Genomic DNA, 16,119 nt, shown 5'->3' on the forward strand with positions numbered 1-16,119 from the left:
CTGCTCCGCTCGCAGGACGGCTTCACGTAACATCCCGTCCCGGATCTTCTGCTTGCGCGCGAAGCGCTCGAACCAAGCGTTCTTGAAGATCCTCACGTGCTCTTGCACTCCGATGCTGTATCACACTAAGTATTATATCATCGAGTCGAAGCAATCACCTCCGCTAAGATCCAGGCGCTCGTCAGCGCCACGGCAGAATGATTGGCAGAGAATCTGACCTGCTATCAGAGGCATTTGGTTCGGTAGGATCATGATGCTGCTAGTGCTGCGGGTTAGAAGTCGCGAGGCCGTTCTTGGCCATTGTCGTTGTCGAAATATTCGCCATGTCGAGACCGCGATCACGATTACGACAACGACAACGACAACGACAACGACAACGACAACGACAAGGCACCCGTCTCGGAACTTGCGCGGCGACGCGCTAGCTAATCCGGAGCGGATCCGACGATGCTCTAGCGTCCGGTTCCCAGTCGATTCCAGCCGTCGAAGCAGTCGGCGCTCAGTGTCAGCAACGGGTCGTCAGCGACCGCTGTCCTTACCCGATCCGACGGGACTCGGCCAACAGCGGTCGCTGGCGCATATCGTTTCGGTGACCGGTTTGCTCTGATTTTCGGCCAGAAGCCAAGCTGTCCGGACTTACGCGCAGATCACCTCTATGTGTTGGGGAAAAGGCAGACGTGTCCGCCATGCGGCCGCGAAAAATGTGTCTTTGAAAGCCTGGCCCCGGGATCACTCCGACTCGTCTTGCTCGTGCATCCATAGAGGCACATCCCGACGGCCGTGAAGGACTCGCCAGACGTCGATATGAGCGACCCGTTCCAAGTAGAAGATCAGGTAGGGGTAGCGCTTGAGTGGCCATGACCGCAGGCCAGGTAGCTCAAGCTCGTAGGCGTATCGCGGTGAGCCAATCGCGGGGTTCAGGCCAATCTCGGCATAGGCCGATTCCAGCGCATCCACGAACCCAAGGGCAATGGCTTCCGAGCTTGTCTCCAGATAGTACTCGATGATCTCGTCGACGTCCCCAATCGCGAGGCGCCGCGGTATGACCTGCTTCGTCGTCAATCGGCCTTACCTTTACGAACACGCTCTCGTAATGTGCCGAAGTAGGCCATGTCCGCGGCCGCTCCGGGTTCAGACGTGGCCCCATCGAGGAGGAGCCCGCGCAGACGCTGCCGGTCCTGATCACGGCGGATCAGGTCGCGCACGTACTCGCTGCTGGTACCAAAGCGCCGACCGGAAACCTGCTCATCGACGTAGGCTTTCAGTGAGTCCGGGAGAGAGATGTTCATGGTGCTCATGTCGACAAGCTAGCGTCGATGGCAAAAATTGGCAAGTCTCAATGCCTGTCATTCGGCGCGGGCTTTGTACCAGATGGTCCCGGCTTGAAGCGTCCTTCTGACGGATTGCTCGTCTTGCCGCCGCAACGTCATCGGAAGCGACCAGCAGTACCGTGTTTAAGGACTGGAGGCGGAGCCAGCAGCCACAGGTCCGGTGTCGCCCCCTAAGCTGAGGCTCACGGCCGCAAGCCCGGAGTCGGTTCTGGGTCGATTCCCGACCTTGTCCACCACTGAGGTGGTGTGGCAATGCGGGCAACATGGCCGGTGGCGAGGTGGGCGAATCTAAGAAATTCGCGACGAAATCGTGTTGGGAATAACACTCCCCGAAGCCGAATGCTCCTAGGAGCCTGTCCGACTTGGGGGGATCGAAGCGAGGAAGTGGGAGAGCGAGGCCATTTCGCTCCGGTTTTGAGGCGCATAGTGGTTCTATGTAACGAAAAAGCGGGGCGAAAGGGACCGTTCTCCCGATTCCGCAGCCGATTCATCCTAAGTCGGACAGGCTCCTAGGACTTGGCGTTGGTGCGAAACAGCGGTTCGCCGGTGATTGGGTTCACGAGCACGCCCCGACGCTTCTGGAAGACGAAATCCCAAGTGAGTCTCAGGTAGCCGGCACTTCACACAAGTTCACAGACGCCTCACCCCGCCTCGACCGGGGCTTCAACTCCGTCCGCCAGACTGTCTCCCGGGATCAACCGAAAAGGAGACAACGCATGCAAAAGGCTCTATTGATCAAGTCGGCCGTGACGGTCGGTCTAGTATTGGCACTGGCGGTGCCCTTGGGAATGGTCGACCAGCTGGTCGGTGAGCGTGCGGCGCGGCAGCGCGCCGTGGTGACTGAGATCGCCGCCAGCTCCGCTGGGGCGCAGACCATTTTAGGCCCTGTACTCGTGCTGCCTTACACCCAGGTCTTCAAGGAAAACTACTGGGCAGACGAGCCGGTCGAAGGCGGTACGCGCCGGGTTCGCCGCGTCCGTGAGGTCCAGACGGAGGGCATGACGCTGCTCATGCCGCAGCTGGCGCACATGGCGTTTTCCGGCGACACCGCGCTCAAGCGGCGCGGGCTCTTCAAGGCCATGATGTACGAGCTGAACGGCGTGATCGAGGGGCGCTTCGAGGTTCCGGCCGAGCCCGAGGTCGAACGGCGTCGCAAGGGCGCGAGCATCACTTGGGGGCGGCCCTATCTCAGCCTCGGGATCAGCGATACACGAGGGATTGCCCGCGCACCCCTGCTCAAGTGGGATGGCGTCGAGCACGGCTTCGCGCAGGGAGCCAAGCTGGGGAAGGCGATTCCCAAGGGCATTCATGCCGAGCTGCCGCCCCTGGTTCAACGACAGACGCCGTCGGCTGCCTCTGACGGACCGCGTGAGATCGCGTTTCGGATCGAACTCGGCTTCAGAGGGACCGAGTCCGTTGGCTTCGTGCCGCTGGCCGAGAGCACGCGGATCGACCTCGCATCGACCTGGCCGCATCCCAGCTTCCAGGGTCGTTTTCTCCCCAACACCGACAGCCAACGGGTGAGTGCCGATGGTTTCAGTGCGGTCTGGGAGGTCTCCGGACTCGCGACGACCGCGCCGGCTGCCTTGCGGGCGGATGTCGCGGCAGATCGTGCTTGTGGATCCGGCTGCTCCGAGTGGCTTGGGGTGCGCTTCATCGAGCCGGTGAACGTCTACTCCATGGCGGACCGCGCCCTGAAGTACGGCATCCTCTTCATCGCCCTGAGTTTCGCGGCCTTCTTCCTCTTCGAGCTGACCAAATCGCTGCGGATCCATCCGGCCCAGTACCTGCTGGTGGGGCTTGCCTTGGCGCTCTTCTTCCTGCTCCTGCTCAGTCTGTCGGAGCACATTGCCTTTGGTCAGGCCTATGCGGCGGCAACGCTGGCCTGTGTCGGGCTGCAAGGCTTCTATCTCAGCCATGTGCTGGGGAGCCTGGGGCGTGGGCTCGCGTTTGCCGCCTTGCTCGGCGTGCTCTTCGCGGCCCTCTACGGCCTGCTGGTCTCCGAGGACGTTGCCTTGCTGATGGGATCGGCGCTGCTCTTCGGGCTGCTGGCGCTGACCATGGTGCTGACCCGCAAGCTGGACTGGTACGCCTTGGAGTCCAAGCGCGTCTGAGTGGGAGGTGGACGCTGTCCGTCACGCCGCTTGGGTGGTGCTGCCATCCAAGCGGCAGCGACGCAGATTGCTGAATCTGAAGCGGAAAGTTTGCCATCTTGCAGGGAGGTCGCCATACTGCTTGCGCCCGCTGGTTCATGCCTGGTGTGCCGCTCTCGAGCAGGCCGCGCCACCACCTTCCCCAACGCTAGGAACGAGTCTACCCGCCGTGCCAACCGAGCTACTCTGGCTGCTCCTGCCATGGAGCCTTGCGTTCGTCTTTCTAGGACGAATTCGTACTTGCCCACCGCTGAAGCACCTGGTCGATAAGATCAGCCAGGCCGATGCGATCAAGGTGTCCGTGATCATCCCGGCCCGTAACGAGCAGCTACGCCTGCCGCCGCTCCTCGCGTCGCTTCAGACTCAGGATTACGCAAACTACGAAGTCATCGTGGTCGACGACAATTCGACGGACACGACCGCAGCGCTGGCGCGCGCGGCCGGGGCCAAGACCTTAGCCCTAACGGAGCTTGCCGATGGCTGGATTGGCAAGCCGCACGCCTGTTGGGTGGGTGCTCAGGAGGCGAGCGGCGACCTCTTCGTCTTTCTCGACGCCGACACCGAGCTGGAGCCGACGGGTCTGCGGCGCATCGTCGCCACCCATGCCAAGCACGGCGGCCTGGTTTCGGTGCAGCCCTATCACCGCATGGTCAAGGCCTACGAGTATCTTTCGTCCATGTTCTTCATCGTCATGATGGGGAGCATCCGCTCATTCACGCTAGCTGGCGATGCAGTCAAGTCGAACGGCAGCTTCGGTCCCTGCATGGTTTGCTCGCGCGAGGACTATTTCCGCACCGGCGGCCATCGTCTGGTGCGCACTGAGATCATCGACGACGTGGCGCTTGCGCGCGAGATGGCCCAGCGCGGTGTGCGGGCGTCGAACTTCATCGGGGCGGGGACCATTTCCTTCCGCATGTATCCCGGAGGGCTGCGCGATCTGGTCGACGGCTGGACCAAGAACTTCGCGCGTGGCGCCATGACGACGGATCCGCTGATCCTCGTCATGATGATCTGTTGGGTCTCTGGAGCCTCGGCATCTGTCGATGCCCTGGTCGGGTGGTGGCGCGATGGGATGTCCGCCTGGGTCGTCGCGGGCCTGGTGGCCTACCCGGCCTATGTGCTGCAGCTGTTGTGGCTGTTGCGCAAGCTGGGCAACTTCGGACTGGTGACTGCGTTGAGCTACCCGGTTTCGCTGGTCTTCTTCACGGCGGTCTTCTTGCGGTCGCTCTACCGCACGCTAGTGCGCAACAGCGTTCACTGGAAGGGGCGCTCCATCCCGATCCGCACGTCGGGCTAGGATGCGAATCGCGCGCCTCAGCCTGACGCGGTTGTAGCGCTGTATCAGGATGCAGGGCAGGTTGGCGATCGCGCCATAGATCATCATGGCCACGCCGACGTCCCAGGGATTCCAGGCGAAGAAGGTCAATGCCATTCCCCAGGTCAGCCAATGCGAGGTCTCAGCGCGTGAGGTTTCGATCACGAAGCGTCTGAGGTAGGCGGGGTCATGACCGTGCAAATGACGTTTCGAGAACCCGCCTGCGTAAAAATCACCGGCCTCTGGTAGACGGTCTTTCCAATCGCGAATCCCGAGCCGCTCATAGAGTCGCCCGGTGGTCTCCCAGCGATAGCATTGGCTGACAAAGGGTAGATCCCTGAGGAAGGCTGGGGGCAAGCGGTAGGCGATGTAGCCGATGCCGAAATGGAAGGCAATCCAAAGGGCGGCATAGAGGCCTGCGTTCTCTAACACGACAAGTGCTCTTGATGGCTATCTGACAAGGCGCGCAATCTTACCCCGAGTTCCTGGCGGGTGCAGAGGTGCCTCCGACTCACCTCGAAGGTAAGGGGTGTCGCAGCGCAGCCGGCTTTAGGCAAGGTGGGTCCGGAACCTCTTTCCCGTCTACAGTGGCCGGGTTCAGCGCGAGCAAGCTTGAGGGCGGCTTCATCAATTCGTCATCTTTGCTGCACCTGACTGTCAACTTGAGTCTCTAATATGGGCTGAAAGTTAAACCCTTAAGGAGTCAAGGCAGTGACGACCATCGAGCGCCGCTACTCTGCCCGCTACCCGATCAAGCTGGCAGTTTACATCCGCTACCGCAAGCGGCGGTTCTTCTGCGCCACGGGTGCGAATCTATCGAGCCAGGGGATGTTCCTTGAAGTGCGCAATGTGATGCTGCCGACTGGAACCATGGTCGAGCTGGAGTTGCGTGCATTGGGGCGCGATTGGCTGATTCCCGCAGTCGTGGCCCATCGCGATGCGGCTGGGATTGGTGTCATGTTCCGGGAGCTTCAGTCCGAGCTGTCTCATGGCTTGTCGCAGCTCATTGAAGAGTCCGCGCGGCCGCCCTTGCCGCTTTCAACGGCCGACCGCAGACCCCCTGCTTAGAAAGTGACCATCAACAACTCCCCCCCCTTTCGCAAAGGGGGGCCAGGGGGGATTTCGGGCGGCATCGCTCGCATCGGGAAACAATTGATGGGCATTTTCTTAGACGGTTTTCCGGACTCCTGATACCTGCATCCCGCAGACAATCGTCGTCGCTCTAAGAAAGCGTCCATCAACAACTTCCCCCCTTTCGCAAAGGGGGATTTCGGGCGGCATCGCTCGGGCCTCGATCATCCTCTGGTCCAAGCGCCTGGCCGGTGGGAGCGGCGCCCCGCCGCGACGGGCGCGCGCAATCGCCCCAGCGTGTTGCGCCGCATGGCAGGCAGCCGTGAGGCTTCGATCGGCTTCGTCTGGCTCAGGGCGTTGAGCTGGTGGGGTAGGGACGAGAGGACACCACCCCTTGGCGGCATCCCCTCGCTGGCGTCAGTTCCACTCGAACAGCACCCACTGGGGGATCGCGATGTTCGTTGGTGAAGAGTCCTGGGCGTCGATCAGTCCGTCTCCGTTCAAGTCGTAGAGGTAGTAGGGAGGGCCGAACTGCGGCTGGATGCGGACCATGTAGAGCACGCCGCGGACGCGGTACTCATAGATGAGTTGGTCGCCGTCCTCGACGATGGTGATCTCGGGCTCTACCGCCTCGCCGGTCACCGAGGATGGCTCCACCGTTGGCGCCTGCAAGAACCCGGCAGCACCTGCGTCCGTGTCATCTTGTGCGCTCACGCCCCCGAGCATCAGCCCCAGGGTCATTGCAGTTAGGATTCTTTTGGGCACGACTTCACCATTGCGCGTCTAAACTCAGATCCGAATGGTAGTACGAACGCCAGCGGATTGCTCGTTCAAGCGTCCCGCCTCAGGCATAATCAGTCGCCTGACCAGGCCGCGCGTCGGTCGCGGCGCTCTGACCTCCCTGACCCACGCCAAGTCGGTGTGGCCTGTCATAAGGCCGCCCGCAGGAACGCTATGCCCGGACTCAATTCGCGACAACGCGAGGCGGTGCGCTACACCGCCGCCCCGCTGCTCGTGCTTGCGGGGGCGGGATCCGGCAAGACACGTGTGATCACCCGCAAGATCGCCTATCTGATCGAGGACAAGGGTCTGCAACCGCGCCACATCTGTGCAGTCACCTTCACCAACAAGGCCGCGCGCGAGATGCGCGAGCGGGTCAGTCAGCAGCTCAAGGGCGTCAACACGCGCGGCTTGCGGATCTCCACCTTCCACACCTTGGGGCTCGACATCCTGCGCAAGGCACCGGAGCAGGTCGGTCTGCGCAGCGGCTTCTCACTGCTGGATGCGCAGGACTCGGAGTCGCTCATCAAGGAGCATTTACGCGGCACGGCCGAGGTCGATGCCATCAGCGCGTCCGCCGTGCAGCACCGCATCTCGCGCTGGAAAAACGACCTGATCGATCCCGCAGCCGCACTGAGTCGTGCCGAAGACGACTTCGAGGCCCGCTTGGCGGCGCTCTACGCCGATTACGAACGCAGTCTCCGTGCCTACAATGCCGTGGATTTCGACGATCTCATCCTCGCGCCGGCCCGTCTCTTCCAATCGCGACCCGCCGTGCTGGAAGCCTGGCAGGATCGCCTGCGCTATCTCCTCGTCGATGAGTACCAGGACACCAACAGCGCGCAATACGAGCTGGTGCGCTTGCTCACCGGCACGCGCGGCGCCTTCACGGTGGTCGGCGATGACGACCAGTCCATCTATGCCTGGCGGGGGGCGCGACCAGAAAACCTCGCGCGACTCCAGGAGGACTACCCGGAACTCAAGGTCATCATGCTCGAGCAGAACTATCGCTCGAGCGCGCGGATCCTGGGGCTTGCGAACACCCTGATCGCCAAAAACCCGCACGTCTTCGAGAAGCGGCTATGGAGCGAGCATGGGCCCGGCGACATGCCCCGCGTGCTGCGCTGCACCGACGAGGCCAACGAGGCCGAGCGCGTGGCCTCCGAGATCCTGCATCTCCACTTCGCCGAGAAGGTTCCCTTCGGCGACGTCGCCGTCCTCTTTCGCGGCAACCACCAGGCCCGGCCGTTCGAGAAGGCCCTGCGCGAGCACAACATCCCTTACTTCCTGAGCGGCGGCACCTCCTTTTTCGCGCGCGCCGAGGTCAAGGATGCGATGGCCTACCTGCGACTGCTCGCGAATCCCGAGGACGACGCCGCCTTCCTGCGCATCGTCAACACGCCGCGCCGCGAGATTGGCCCCACGACGCTGGAGCGGCTTGCCGACTACACGCGAGAGCAGGGCACGAGCTTGCTGGCCGGCTGCGAAGATCCTGGGCTTGCCGAACACTTGAGCGAGCGCCAGCGCAACCGTCTCGGCGCCTTCGTCGATCTGATCCGTGAGCACAGGCGTCGCAGTGCGGAGGATCCGGTCGGCGGCGTGCGGGCGCTCATCGAGACCATCGACTACTACGCCTGGTTGCGCGAGCACGCCTCGAGCCAGCGCGTGGCCGAGCGCCGCTACGAGAACGTCGGCGACCTGCTGGAATGGCTCGGCAAGCTCCAGAAAGGCGATTTCCACGACAAAGGGCTGGCCGATATGGTCGGGCACTTGACGCTGATGGATGTCCTGGATCGTCAGGAGGAAGAGGCGGGAGGCGACCGTGTTCACCTCATGACCTTGCATGCCTGCAAGGGTCTCGAGTTTCCGCACGTCTTCCTCGTCGGCATGGAAGAAGAGCTACTGCCCCACCGCAGCAGTATCGAGGAGGACACCATCGAGGAAGAGCGCCGCCTCGCCTACGTCGGTATCACCCGCGCCCAGCGCGCGCTGACCTTCACCTTGACCAGCCGCCGGCGTCGCTACGGCGAATGGATCCGCAGCGAGCCCAGCCGTTTTCTCACTGAGCTTCCCGCGGATCAGCTCGACTGGGGAGGCGAGCGCTCCGACACGCCCGAGAATCGCAAGGCGCGTGGCATGAGCCACCTGCACATGCTCAAAGGGATTCTCGACGCCGGCTAGGCGGGCGGCGAGCCCTTCACCCTCTGGTGCGGCGCGGCGCGAAATCCGCCTTTGACGATGCGGCCGCCAACAGCGATAATCCAAAAGCTGAATTGAGCCTTCTTGCCGCTCCCGAACGCCTCCGGGGCCAAGCTCAAATCACTCAAAGCGCCCGTAGCTCAGCTGGATAGAGTACTGCCCTCCGAAGGCAGGGGTCACAGGTTCGAATCCTGTCGGGCGCGCCAATCTACAATGACTTACGCCATCCACACTGAAGCTCTCTGAATTGCTGCGCGCTCTTTGTGTCACGCTGACTAAGGTGGCCGCGCGGTTGCAGACGATGAATCGCCCGTCCTGCTCGCTTGCCTTCTTACTGCTGGCTGTTCGGATCTCTGGCGGGTCCACTTTGCTATCTTACGACGCGCCATCCGCGGCTGCGGTCTAGCAAGCCCCCAAAGCGCGTTCCTGCACGAGCCTGGCTTTCCTGGTCGGCGTATTCCACGGCCTCCATGGCTCGGCGATAACGCCCCGGAAGATGCGGCACGACCCGATGACGCAAGCGCGTGGCAACATGCACGAAGAAAGTGCCCATCAATTGTTTCCCGATGCGAGCGATGCCGCCCGAAATCCCCCCTAGCCCCCCTTTGCGAAAGGGGGGAAGTTGTGGCGATGGCGTCTCGGAGATGCGCATCTTTTACGGAACGGGCCACCGGCTGTATTTCATCCGCTAGGGCGTGGCCATCGTCGTGCTGCTGTGCGGGGGCGACAAGTCCACGCAGGCGCGCGACATCGAGCAAGCGAAGGCGTTGGCCAAAGAGTGGGAGGGTTGAGCGATGGCTGAGACATTTTCGCGTTGGGACAGTGCCGACTATCTGAACACCGAGGAAGACATCCGGCTGTACCTGGAAGCCTGCATTGAGGAAGACCCCGGCGACGGCTCGCTGATTCGCCACGCGCTCGGGGATGTGGCCCGGGCGCGCAACTTCAGCGCCCTGGCCCGCGAGGTTGGCGTGAGCCGCGAGGGACTGCGTAAAGCCCTGTCCGCCGAGGGGAATCCGTCGTTTGCCCTGGTGCTGAAGATGGCGCGCGCGCTGGGTCTGGAGCTACATTTGACGCAGCGCGTGATTGAGCGGCCATCCGCTCGGGGCTCGGGCGCTCAGCCGGCAGGTGTCAACGCCTCAGCCGCCCAGCTCCTCGCGGGTCATGAATCCTGACTTGAGCGCCGCGCGACGCGAGAGCCCCCGACCGAAGCCCAGCATCAGCAGCCCAAGGACCACCTACCAGCTCGCCGCGATGTCGATCAGCACCAGGCCGCCGGCCCAAGAGACGAGGCCAATGGTGAGCCGCGCGCCTTGGTTAAAGTCGTCGATGTCCTGGCGCATCAGGCGGCTTCGTCTCGCGCATGCTCGTAGACTTCGCGCAGGTGCTCCGGCAGGAGGTTGGCCGGGTAGGACCCATCGCGCAGCTTGCCGAGGTGCCACCACCAGTGCTCAAGGGGATGAGACGGGTCGTCTTCGAGGAGAAACGATTGGATGTCGTTCAGGCTCCTCACCTGATCCACCACCAGAGCATCAAGCCGGCCTAGCTCGGCCTCCTCCTCGGCATCCAGCTCCAGAACTCCCAGCCGACCACGCGTTTCGCGAAGGAGCGGCCCGTCTCCCATATCGAGCGCGAACTCAACCTCCTCAAGGTAACCATTCAGCCGAGCAAGTCTTGAAGCAGCCATTGAGCCTCCTCCCAATCCGGCAGGATTGTCTCGTCCGGACGATAGACCGTGGTTCTCCGCCCCTCGGCATCACCCCGCCAGGACCTGATCAAGCGCCTGGAGGTAGGCCGCGCGTAGGGGGGGCTTGAGCTGGGTTGCTTGGATGCGCGCCATCAAGGCGTCCATCTCGCCGTTGAGCACGGCGTCGTCGAGATACTTCGGCAGGCGCTCGGGCTCAATCTCAAGGAGCACAGCAGCGGCACGCACCAGGGACGCTTGGCGATCACCAAGCGCGGTCCCTCGGTGGCGCGGTTTTATCGCTACTTTGCCGCCCTGCGCCTGATCGCCCATGACCCGCTGGTGCGACGCTGGTTTCAGGTCAAGACCGCGCATCTCGGGGGCGACCAAGGGCAAACAGGTCGTTGAGTTGATGCGTAAGCTCGCCAAGGCGCTTTGGTATCAGGCGCACGGACAGCCGTTCTGTGCCGAGAAACTGTTTAATCTGCGGCTCGTCGAGGGTGCCTGAGGGCGCCTGGCGCCGCGCACACTGCGGCATCTGGAGAGCACGACCATGTTGACTTAAGCGCCTCATCCAAACGGGTATCACCGGTGTTTCCCCGTCGACCTCCGATCCACCCTCAGGCCACTTTGCAGGCCCCACCGTAGTCCTGAGGCGACGCCCGGGATGGCCCATGGGCCACTTGCCCAACGAAACTGATTTGATGCCGCGCGTGCGCGGACATCCCATGCGAGAGGTTTGGTTGACCCCTTGGGTGCCCATCCGGAAATGCCATCTAAGCCCGTTCACGCGCACATGGCACGAAGGCAAGGGCTGGTTTGCGATAAGAGGAACTTATCGGAATGAGCCAACGTTTTCGTGCGAGCCGCGGGCGGGTAAACCATTAAAAATATGGATTTGCTTGGGTTCTGAGAGGATGGGAAAAGCCCTGACGATGGGCTACTTTCGGAGTGCGAGGGTCGACGGGCGTGCCCATCATCCGAACTCAGTGTCCTGCAAGATGGGCACGTCCGTCCAGCGCCGAGGTGACGCTCAAGCGCCGAGTGCGGACTTTGCCCATCCTGCTGCCCCGCGCCTTTTGGGTAAGGTCATTTCCGAGTTCGCCTAAAGCTAGAGCCGGCCCTAAAACCCCAAGTGGCGATGGTCTGGCGCAGGCGCGGGCTGGTGGGTGCGCCGCTGGCGCATCCGGCGCGTCTTCTCGACCATGCGGAAGGTGGAGCGATTATTGTTGAAGCGCGACACTTGTGCGAGCGGAACCCAGAGGACCTGGTGCGACTCGTCATTGCCGGGGATGAGCAGATCGTCCTCCATCTCGACCAGGAAGCGCATGTCATAGTGCTCATGACGCGGTCCACGCGGGCTCGCAGGAATGGTATGGACATCCACATCGAAGAGCGCTGAGTCCACGAGTCGAATATGGCAAGCGTCCAGGCCCGTCTCCTCTGAGGTCTCACGCAGGGCGACGCGCAGGATGTCCGCGTCGCCGTCGGCGTGCCCGCCCGGCTGGAACCACTGATCATGCTTGCGGTGGTGCAGTAGCAGGGCGCGCTCACGATCCGGGCTCACGACCCAGGCCGAGCCTGTGACATGGCCGGGCCAGAGGTCGCAGTCGAAGCAGTTCTCGTGCTCCTGGACGAAGGCGATGGTCTGTCTGACATGCGCGGCCTCTTCCATGAAGGGGCTGCGATGCCGTTGCAGCAAGGTCAAGAGTTCACGGCGATGCATGGTCGGTTGACTCGCGGAATCGAAAGCGGCTGGTTGTTTCTTGGGCGATGCGCGTGCGGCACGGCGCTTCAGGTCCCGGACGGATTCTCTGCGGCGGCAACTGCCGCTGCGGCGGCCGCGTCAACATCGGCCTCGCTGCCGGCGATGGTCAAGCGGCCGAAGGCGCCAACCGCCCTCACATCGATAATGGAGATGTTCGCGGCCTTTTCCGCCTGGTTGGCGGCGTAGATGACATAGCCCGCTGGCTCGGTCTCGAGGATGAACATACTCTGGCCGGGCAGCATCATAGAGCCACGCCGATTCTGGCGGTTGATGAGCACCGTGTGATCTGGAGACATGGAGCGAATGATCTCTTTCCAGGCGACCTTGCAGGTTTCGCGGTCTTGGACCCTGGCGCCCATGTGGGTGAGCATGAGGCGGCCTGCCTCGATCACATTGCTCTGGTCGCGGTGGTGGATGACCATGGAGCCGAAGGCGCGCTCGATGACCTGCTGCGCCAGATGCACGCGTGTTGCTTTGAGCGCGATGTCGGTCAGGCGGTGAACGGCCATGCCGGGAGACACTTCGACCCAAAGGCAGGCATCCCCTGGGATCGGCAGGAATCCCTGGGAGACGGTCGCCATGTATTCAGCGAGCTGGGGCTGAAGAGAGTCGACATAGACGTATGTTCTGAGCTTGATCATGATTGGCGCATACCGATGCTGTCGTCTCCAACCCAGGAGCAGAGCGTTCTGGCTTTGGGTCCGTCCCGGATGAAGACATGCGGGAGCGCGACGCCGCCGTGCGCTCGGCTAAATTAGCTGAGCATTATACAGGGATGCTGCGGCGCCTGCCCCCAGCTTGCACTTAAGCAGCAAGGCAGGATATGCCCTTGTTTCGGTGTCAGCGCCGCGCGGGCGTCGCAATTATTCACGGGTCGACAACGCGATAGTAACTCTGCAGTAGCGCGCTTTCTTGGCAGCTTTTCCTAGGAGCCTGTCCGACTTAGGATGAATCGGCTGCGGAATCGGGAGAACGGTCCCTTTCGCCCCGCTTTTTCGTTACATAGAACCACTATGCGCCTCAAAACCGGAACGAAATGGCCTCGCTCTCCCACTTCCTCGCTTCGATCCCCCCAGGTCGGACAGGCTCCTCGCCGCAGATGTTACTTGGATCTCGATGCCATTGATTCTCGATACTGGGATCCGGTTGTCAGCGCCTAGCTCGAGACGCCTCGCCTGCGCACCTCCTTCCACTCTGAATAGGGGGCAGCCGCGCCTCGGCGGCTTTGAGCTTCGGCCGAGACGCCTCAAGGCGCCCTTGGTACAAGGTCTCGATAGGCGTGCCAGGTCGCATGGCCCGCCAAGGGCACGGCCAGGAAGAGCCCGACATAGAAGGTGAGGAGGCCGGCCCCAACGATCGCGACTAGCAGGGCGGCCCAGAGCAGCATGGGCAGCCAATTCTGAGCCACTGCGCGCACGCTGGTCCGCATCGCCGTGAAGCCGTCGACGGGGCGGTCGATCAACATGGGGATGGTGATGGCGCTGACGCAGAAGGCACAGGCAGCGAAGAAGGCTCCGACGAGAACGACGGCGATCATCAGGGGCGTGTGCTCCCCCGACAACACGACCGTTGGGATGAAGTTGTCCCAGCTTGGAAAGGGGTCTTGGAAGAGCATGATGAACAGAAAGACAGAGGCCAGGATCCACAACTGCATGATGATTAGGAGGAACCCGGTCGCGATACCCAGTTGGCCCTGATTGCGTTTGATCGCTTCCAGCACTTGACAGTGCGCCAGCGATTCGCCCCGCTCCAATTGGTCGCTCATCCGGTAGAGCCCGATCGCGAGCAAGGGTGCCATCAAGAAGAACCCAGCGGTGAGGAAGGGCACCAGAAAACTGAGGTGACCAACGAGGGTCAGAAGGAAAATCGAGGCACTCAAGACAACAATGGCGCCGCCGTACCTCAGGCTGTAGAGGGGGGCCACACGGATATCGTGCCAGCCCTTCTCCAGCCACTGCCAAGGGTGTCGCAAGGTCACCCGATTGACAGCTGGGTCCTCTTGGTCTATGTGCGGCTCAGAGGTTGTCTCGTTCATTGATGATCCTCCTCCTATCAGTTATCGATGCCTGAAATCCGCGTAGCGCGCCGATTTCGATCATTTCATGACCAGTCCTTCGGTAAGCTTCCAACCCAAATCCAACAATTCGAACAGCCTCCTGGAGACGCAAGGGCAGGCTTCCTTACGTCCGGGTACCCACCCGTGTGTCGATCCGAACCCCGTCATCCTCAGAATCTGATGTCGAAGGTTGCGCCAAGAAAGGGTGTCGATCCGTAGTCCTCGCGTGCCAACTGCCGGCCGCTAGCGTCCTCGAGACGCAGTTCGCCGTTGATCTCCATCCCCGCGATCGCGCTGATCCGCAGGTCGCGGCCGCGGGCGTAGGTGGCGCTCAAATACAAGGGGATGGAGCGATCCTCGCCGACACCATTCGGAGCGGGACCCTTATCGTCTAGGCGGAATTGCAGGGACTCGTACCGACCGCCCAGGCCGAAGCTCCAAGTCTCCGATAAGCGATAGTTGAGTTCCAGGCCGGGGCCCTGAGTGGCGGCCAGTCCGCGCCCTGTCCCGAGGTTGAGCCGGTCGGTGATCTGCCACTCGATGAGCAGAATCGGGATCACATTGGCGCTGTCCTCGAGCCGGCTCAGAACACCGATACCAGGTCCGATCGTGAGACTGTCGTTAACCCGGTAGGACACGCCGGCAAGCGCACCCCCGGTCGCCGCGTCCCCTGAGCCGACGCCTGATTCGCCGTAGTAGCGCAGGGTGGGAATGGCGAACAACGTCCATTGCTCGTCGATGGCCCAGGTGACCGGCACGCTGAACCTGAGCTGATCGATGCTCCCCCAAGGATCGTCCGCGAGGCCGATCCCACCGGAGAAGTCGTAACGAGTGCTCCCGCCACCAACCGAGAAGGAAACGCGGCGCCGCGGGCCGAGGCTGTAGGACATGCCCGCTTGGAGGAAGTAGCGGTCGACTTCGAAACTTCCTCCGGCGTCAAGATCGCTGTCGAACTGGTGGACGTAACCACCAGCAGCGAAGGGTGCCCATCCAGACTGCCGGGTGGATCCTTCGTTCGCGCCCTCGGCGGCGATCAAGGCCCCGGGGCAAAGCAGCGCTGCAATCGTCAGGGCCGACAACTGGGATTGGATTCCCCCCTTCCCGGTTTCTGCGTTTCGTTTCTCGGCAATGTCGTCTTTCATCTGCACGTCTCTATGGCTGGGGTCCTGCGCGGGGTTTGACCTCGATCCAGCAGCTGACTGCTCTGTGCCTTACGCGGCGCGTTGCGCTTTGCCGGGCACTTAGGCTGGACGCACTCTGGGCGCCGTCCAACCGCCGGATCTCGGTTCAAGGCCGACACTTGTAGGCTGGATGTGGAATAGCAGCAAGGACTCTGAGTTTGTTGTAGTGCGATTTGCATGACTCTGGCCGTGACATGGGCGCTCATGGCGTCGGATTCCATTGCCATGGGTTTTTTTGCGGTCCGTGCTGTGGAATTATCAAGAGGCCTGGGGGTGTTCGGAAACTGTCTTCGCGCTTTGGAACATGCCCCTACGGAGGTGTCGGCGGACCTGGATTAATCCGCACGGATTGCGTCACTCGAGAATTGGCCTTGATCATCGATCAGCCAAATCGTGCAGTCGGTGGGCGCGGTGTCCTGCCGAGAAGGAGCGCCGAACCGAAGGCGACAGTGATCTAAGCGTCGGTTTGCGCCGCCCGCGCCTTGACCGCAGCCCAGCTTACGGCTAGCGTCGCTCCGGTTTGCTCAGGGGATACGTGGCGATCATGCCGCCATCCTCGGGGTTGCTCCATGCGATGAGCG

16 protein-coding genes and 1 tRNA gene are annotated in these 16,119 nt (G+C 62.3%); 6 read left to right on the forward strand and 11 right to left on the reverse strand.

Going from position 1 to position 16,119, the window contains the following annotated elements; all coding sequences use genetic code 11:
- The 3 genes from G3480_RS28960 to G3480_RS11820 form a co-directional block, all read right to left on the reverse strand.
- A partial coding sequence (locus G3480_RS28960) for a type II toxin-antitoxin system RelE/ParE family toxin (RefSeq protein WP_338114122.1) occupies window positions 1-108 on the reverse strand: 108 nt, incomplete at its 3' end.
- A gap of 621 nt (window positions 109-729) precedes the next feature.
- Window positions 730-1,062 carry a type II toxin-antitoxin system RelE/ParE family toxin gene (locus G3480_RS11815; protein WP_164654094.1) on the reverse strand — a complete coding sequence of 111 codons (333 nt, stop codon included), beginning with the start codon at window positions 1,060-1,062 and terminating at the stop codon, window positions 730-732.
- A complete protein-coding gene (locus tag G3480_RS11820; RefSeq protein ID WP_240905771.1) occupies window positions 1,059-1,289 on the reverse strand; it encodes a ribbon-helix-helix domain-containing protein in 231 nt (76 codons plus the stop codon). The genes G3480_RS11815 and G3480_RS11820 overlap by 4 nt, the downstream gene beginning before the upstream one ends.
- A gap of 758 nt (window positions 1,290-2,047) precedes the next feature.
- On the opposite strand from G3480_RS11820, the gene creD reads away from it, so the two are divergent.
- Complete coding sequence (gene creD, locus G3480_RS11825; RefSeq protein WP_164654096.1) at window positions 2,048-3,445, forward strand: cell envelope integrity protein CreD; 1,398 nt, start codon at window positions 2,048-2,050, stop codon at window positions 3,443-3,445.
- A gap of 208 nt (window positions 3,446-3,653) precedes the next feature.
- Window positions 3,654-4,781: a glycosyltransferase gene (locus tag G3480_RS11830; RefSeq protein WP_164654097.1), complete on the forward strand. Its 1,128-nt coding sequence runs from the start codon at window positions 3,654-3,656 to the stop codon at window positions 4,779-4,781.
- On the opposite strand, the gene G3480_RS11835 is transcribed toward G3480_RS11830, so the two are convergent.
- Window positions 4,722-5,231 (reverse strand): glycosyl-4,4'-diaponeurosporenoate acyltransferase CrtO family protein, encoded by a 510-nt coding sequence (locus G3480_RS11835; RefSeq protein ID WP_164654098.1) that lies wholly within the window; start codon window positions 5,229-5,231, stop codon window positions 4,722-4,724. The genes G3480_RS11830 and G3480_RS11835 overlap by 60 nt on opposite strands.
- Window positions 5,232-5,510: 279 nt before the next feature.
- On the opposite strand from G3480_RS11835, the gene G3480_RS11840 reads away from it, so the two are divergent.
- Entirely contained in the window at window positions 5,511-5,867 is a 357-nt protein-coding gene (locus G3480_RS11840) for a PilZ domain-containing protein (RefSeq protein WP_164654099.1), read from the forward strand.
- A 420-nt stretch (window positions 5,868-6,287) separates the two neighbouring features.
- On the opposite strand, the gene G3480_RS11845 is transcribed toward G3480_RS11840, so the two are convergent.
- Window positions 6,288-6,611, reverse strand: coding sequence for a DUF2782 domain-containing protein (locus G3480_RS11845; RefSeq protein ID WP_164654100.1), 324 nt, complete (start codon window positions 6,609-6,611; stop codon window positions 6,288-6,290).
- Between the two features lie 213 nt (window positions 6,612-6,824).
- Between G3480_RS11845 and G3480_RS11850 the strand changes: the two genes are divergently transcribed.
- The 3 genes from G3480_RS11850 to G3480_RS11860 all read left to right on the forward strand — a co-directional run bounded on the left by G3480_RS11850 (window position 6,825) and on the right by G3480_RS11860 (window position 10,024).
- Complete coding sequence (locus G3480_RS11850; protein ID WP_164654101.1) at window positions 6,825-8,831, forward strand: UvrD-helicase domain-containing protein; 2,007 nt, start codon at window positions 6,825-6,827, stop codon at window positions 8,829-8,831.
- A gap of 147 nt (window positions 8,832-8,978) precedes the next feature.
- Window positions 8,979-9,055 (forward strand) — tRNA-Arg (locus tag G3480_RS11855).
- Between the two features lie 588 nt (window positions 9,056-9,643).
- Entirely contained in the window at window positions 9,644-10,024 is a 381-nt protein-coding gene (locus tag G3480_RS11860; RefSeq protein WP_164654102.1) for an addiction module antidote protein, read from the forward strand.
- Between the two features lie 167 nt (window positions 10,025-10,191).
- On the opposite strand, the gene G3480_RS11865 is transcribed toward G3480_RS11860, so the two are convergent.
- The 6 genes from G3480_RS11865 to G3480_RS11890 form a co-directional block, all read right to left on the reverse strand.
- Window positions 10,192-10,536: a hypothetical protein gene (locus tag G3480_RS11865; RefSeq protein WP_164654103.1), complete on the reverse strand. Its 345-nt coding sequence runs from the start codon at window positions 10,534-10,536 to the stop codon at window positions 10,192-10,194.
- A 69-nt stretch (window positions 10,537-10,605) separates the two neighbouring features.
- Window positions 10,606-10,962 (reverse strand): hypothetical protein, encoded by a 357-nt coding sequence (locus G3480_RS29730; RefSeq protein ID WP_240905772.1) that lies wholly within the window; start codon window positions 10,960-10,962, stop codon window positions 10,606-10,608.
- A 694-nt stretch (window positions 10,963-11,656) separates the two neighbouring features.
- Window positions 11,657-12,259: an NUDIX hydrolase gene (locus G3480_RS11875; protein WP_164654105.1), complete on the reverse strand. Its 603-nt coding sequence runs from the start codon at window positions 12,257-12,259 to the stop codon at window positions 11,657-11,659.
- Window positions 12,260-12,327: 68 nt separating this feature from the next.
- Window positions 12,328-12,942 carry a BMC domain-containing protein gene (locus G3480_RS11880; protein WP_164654106.1) on the reverse strand — a complete coding sequence of 205 codons (615 nt, stop codon included), beginning with the start codon at window positions 12,940-12,942 and terminating at the stop codon, window positions 12,328-12,330.
- A gap of 605 nt (window positions 12,943-13,547) precedes the next feature.
- A complete protein-coding gene (locus G3480_RS11885; protein WP_164654107.1) occupies window positions 13,548-14,336 on the reverse strand; it encodes a DUF2189 domain-containing protein in 789 nt (262 codons plus the stop codon).
- A 191-nt stretch (window positions 14,337-14,527) separates the two neighbouring features.
- The gene (locus G3480_RS11890) at window positions 14,528-15,499 is read right to left on the reverse strand and encodes a TonB-dependent receptor (protein ID WP_164654108.1); all 972 of its coding nucleotides are present in this window, start codon (window positions 15,497-15,499) and stop codon (window positions 14,528-14,530) included.
- Window positions 15,500-16,119: the final 620 nt, after the last annotated feature.

This window comes from Thiorhodococcus mannitoliphagus (assembly GCF_010915725.1).
GTDB classification, from domain to species: domain Bacteria; phylum Pseudomonadota; class Gammaproteobacteria; order Chromatiales; family Chromatiaceae; genus Thiorhodococcus; species Thiorhodococcus mannitoliphagus.

Coding starts and splice junctions, on each gene's coding strand:
- G3480_RS11850 (WP_164654101.1), top strand. CDS start 6,825: ATGCCCGGACTCAATTCGCGACAACGCGAGGCGGTGCGCTACACCGCC.
- G3480_RS11890 (WP_164654108.1), bottom strand. CDS start 15,499: ATGAAAGACGACATTGCCGAGAAACGAAACGCAGAAACCGGGAAGGGG.
- G3480_RS11860 (WP_164654102.1), top strand. CDS start 9,644: ATGGCTGAGACATTTTCGCGTTGGGACAGTGCCGACTATCTGAACACC.
- G3480_RS11875 (WP_164654105.1), bottom strand. CDS start 12,259: ATGCATCGCCGTGAACTCTTGACCTTGCTGCAACGGCATCGCAGCCCC.
- creD (WP_164654096.1), top strand. CDS start 2,048: ATGCAAAAGGCTCTATTGATCAAGTCGGCCGTGACGGTCGGTCTAGTA.
- G3480_RS11885 (WP_164654107.1), bottom strand. CDS start 14,336: ATGAACGAGACAACCTCTGAGCCGCACATAGACCAAGAGGACCCAGCT.
- G3480_RS11845 (WP_164654100.1), bottom strand. CDS start 6,611: ATGACCCTGGGGCTGATGCTCGGGGGCGTGAGCGCACAAGATGACACG.
- G3480_RS11820 (WP_240905771.1), bottom strand. CDS start 1,289: ATGAACATCTCTCTCCCGGACTCACTGAAAGCCTACGTCGATGAGCAG.
- G3480_RS11865 (WP_164654103.1), bottom strand. CDS start 10,536: ATGGCTGCTTCAAGACTTGCTCGGCTGAATGGTTACCTTGAGGAGGTT.
- G3480_RS11880 (WP_164654106.1), bottom strand. CDS start 12,942: ATGATCAAGCTCAGAACATACGTCTATGTCGACTCTCTTCAGCCCCAG.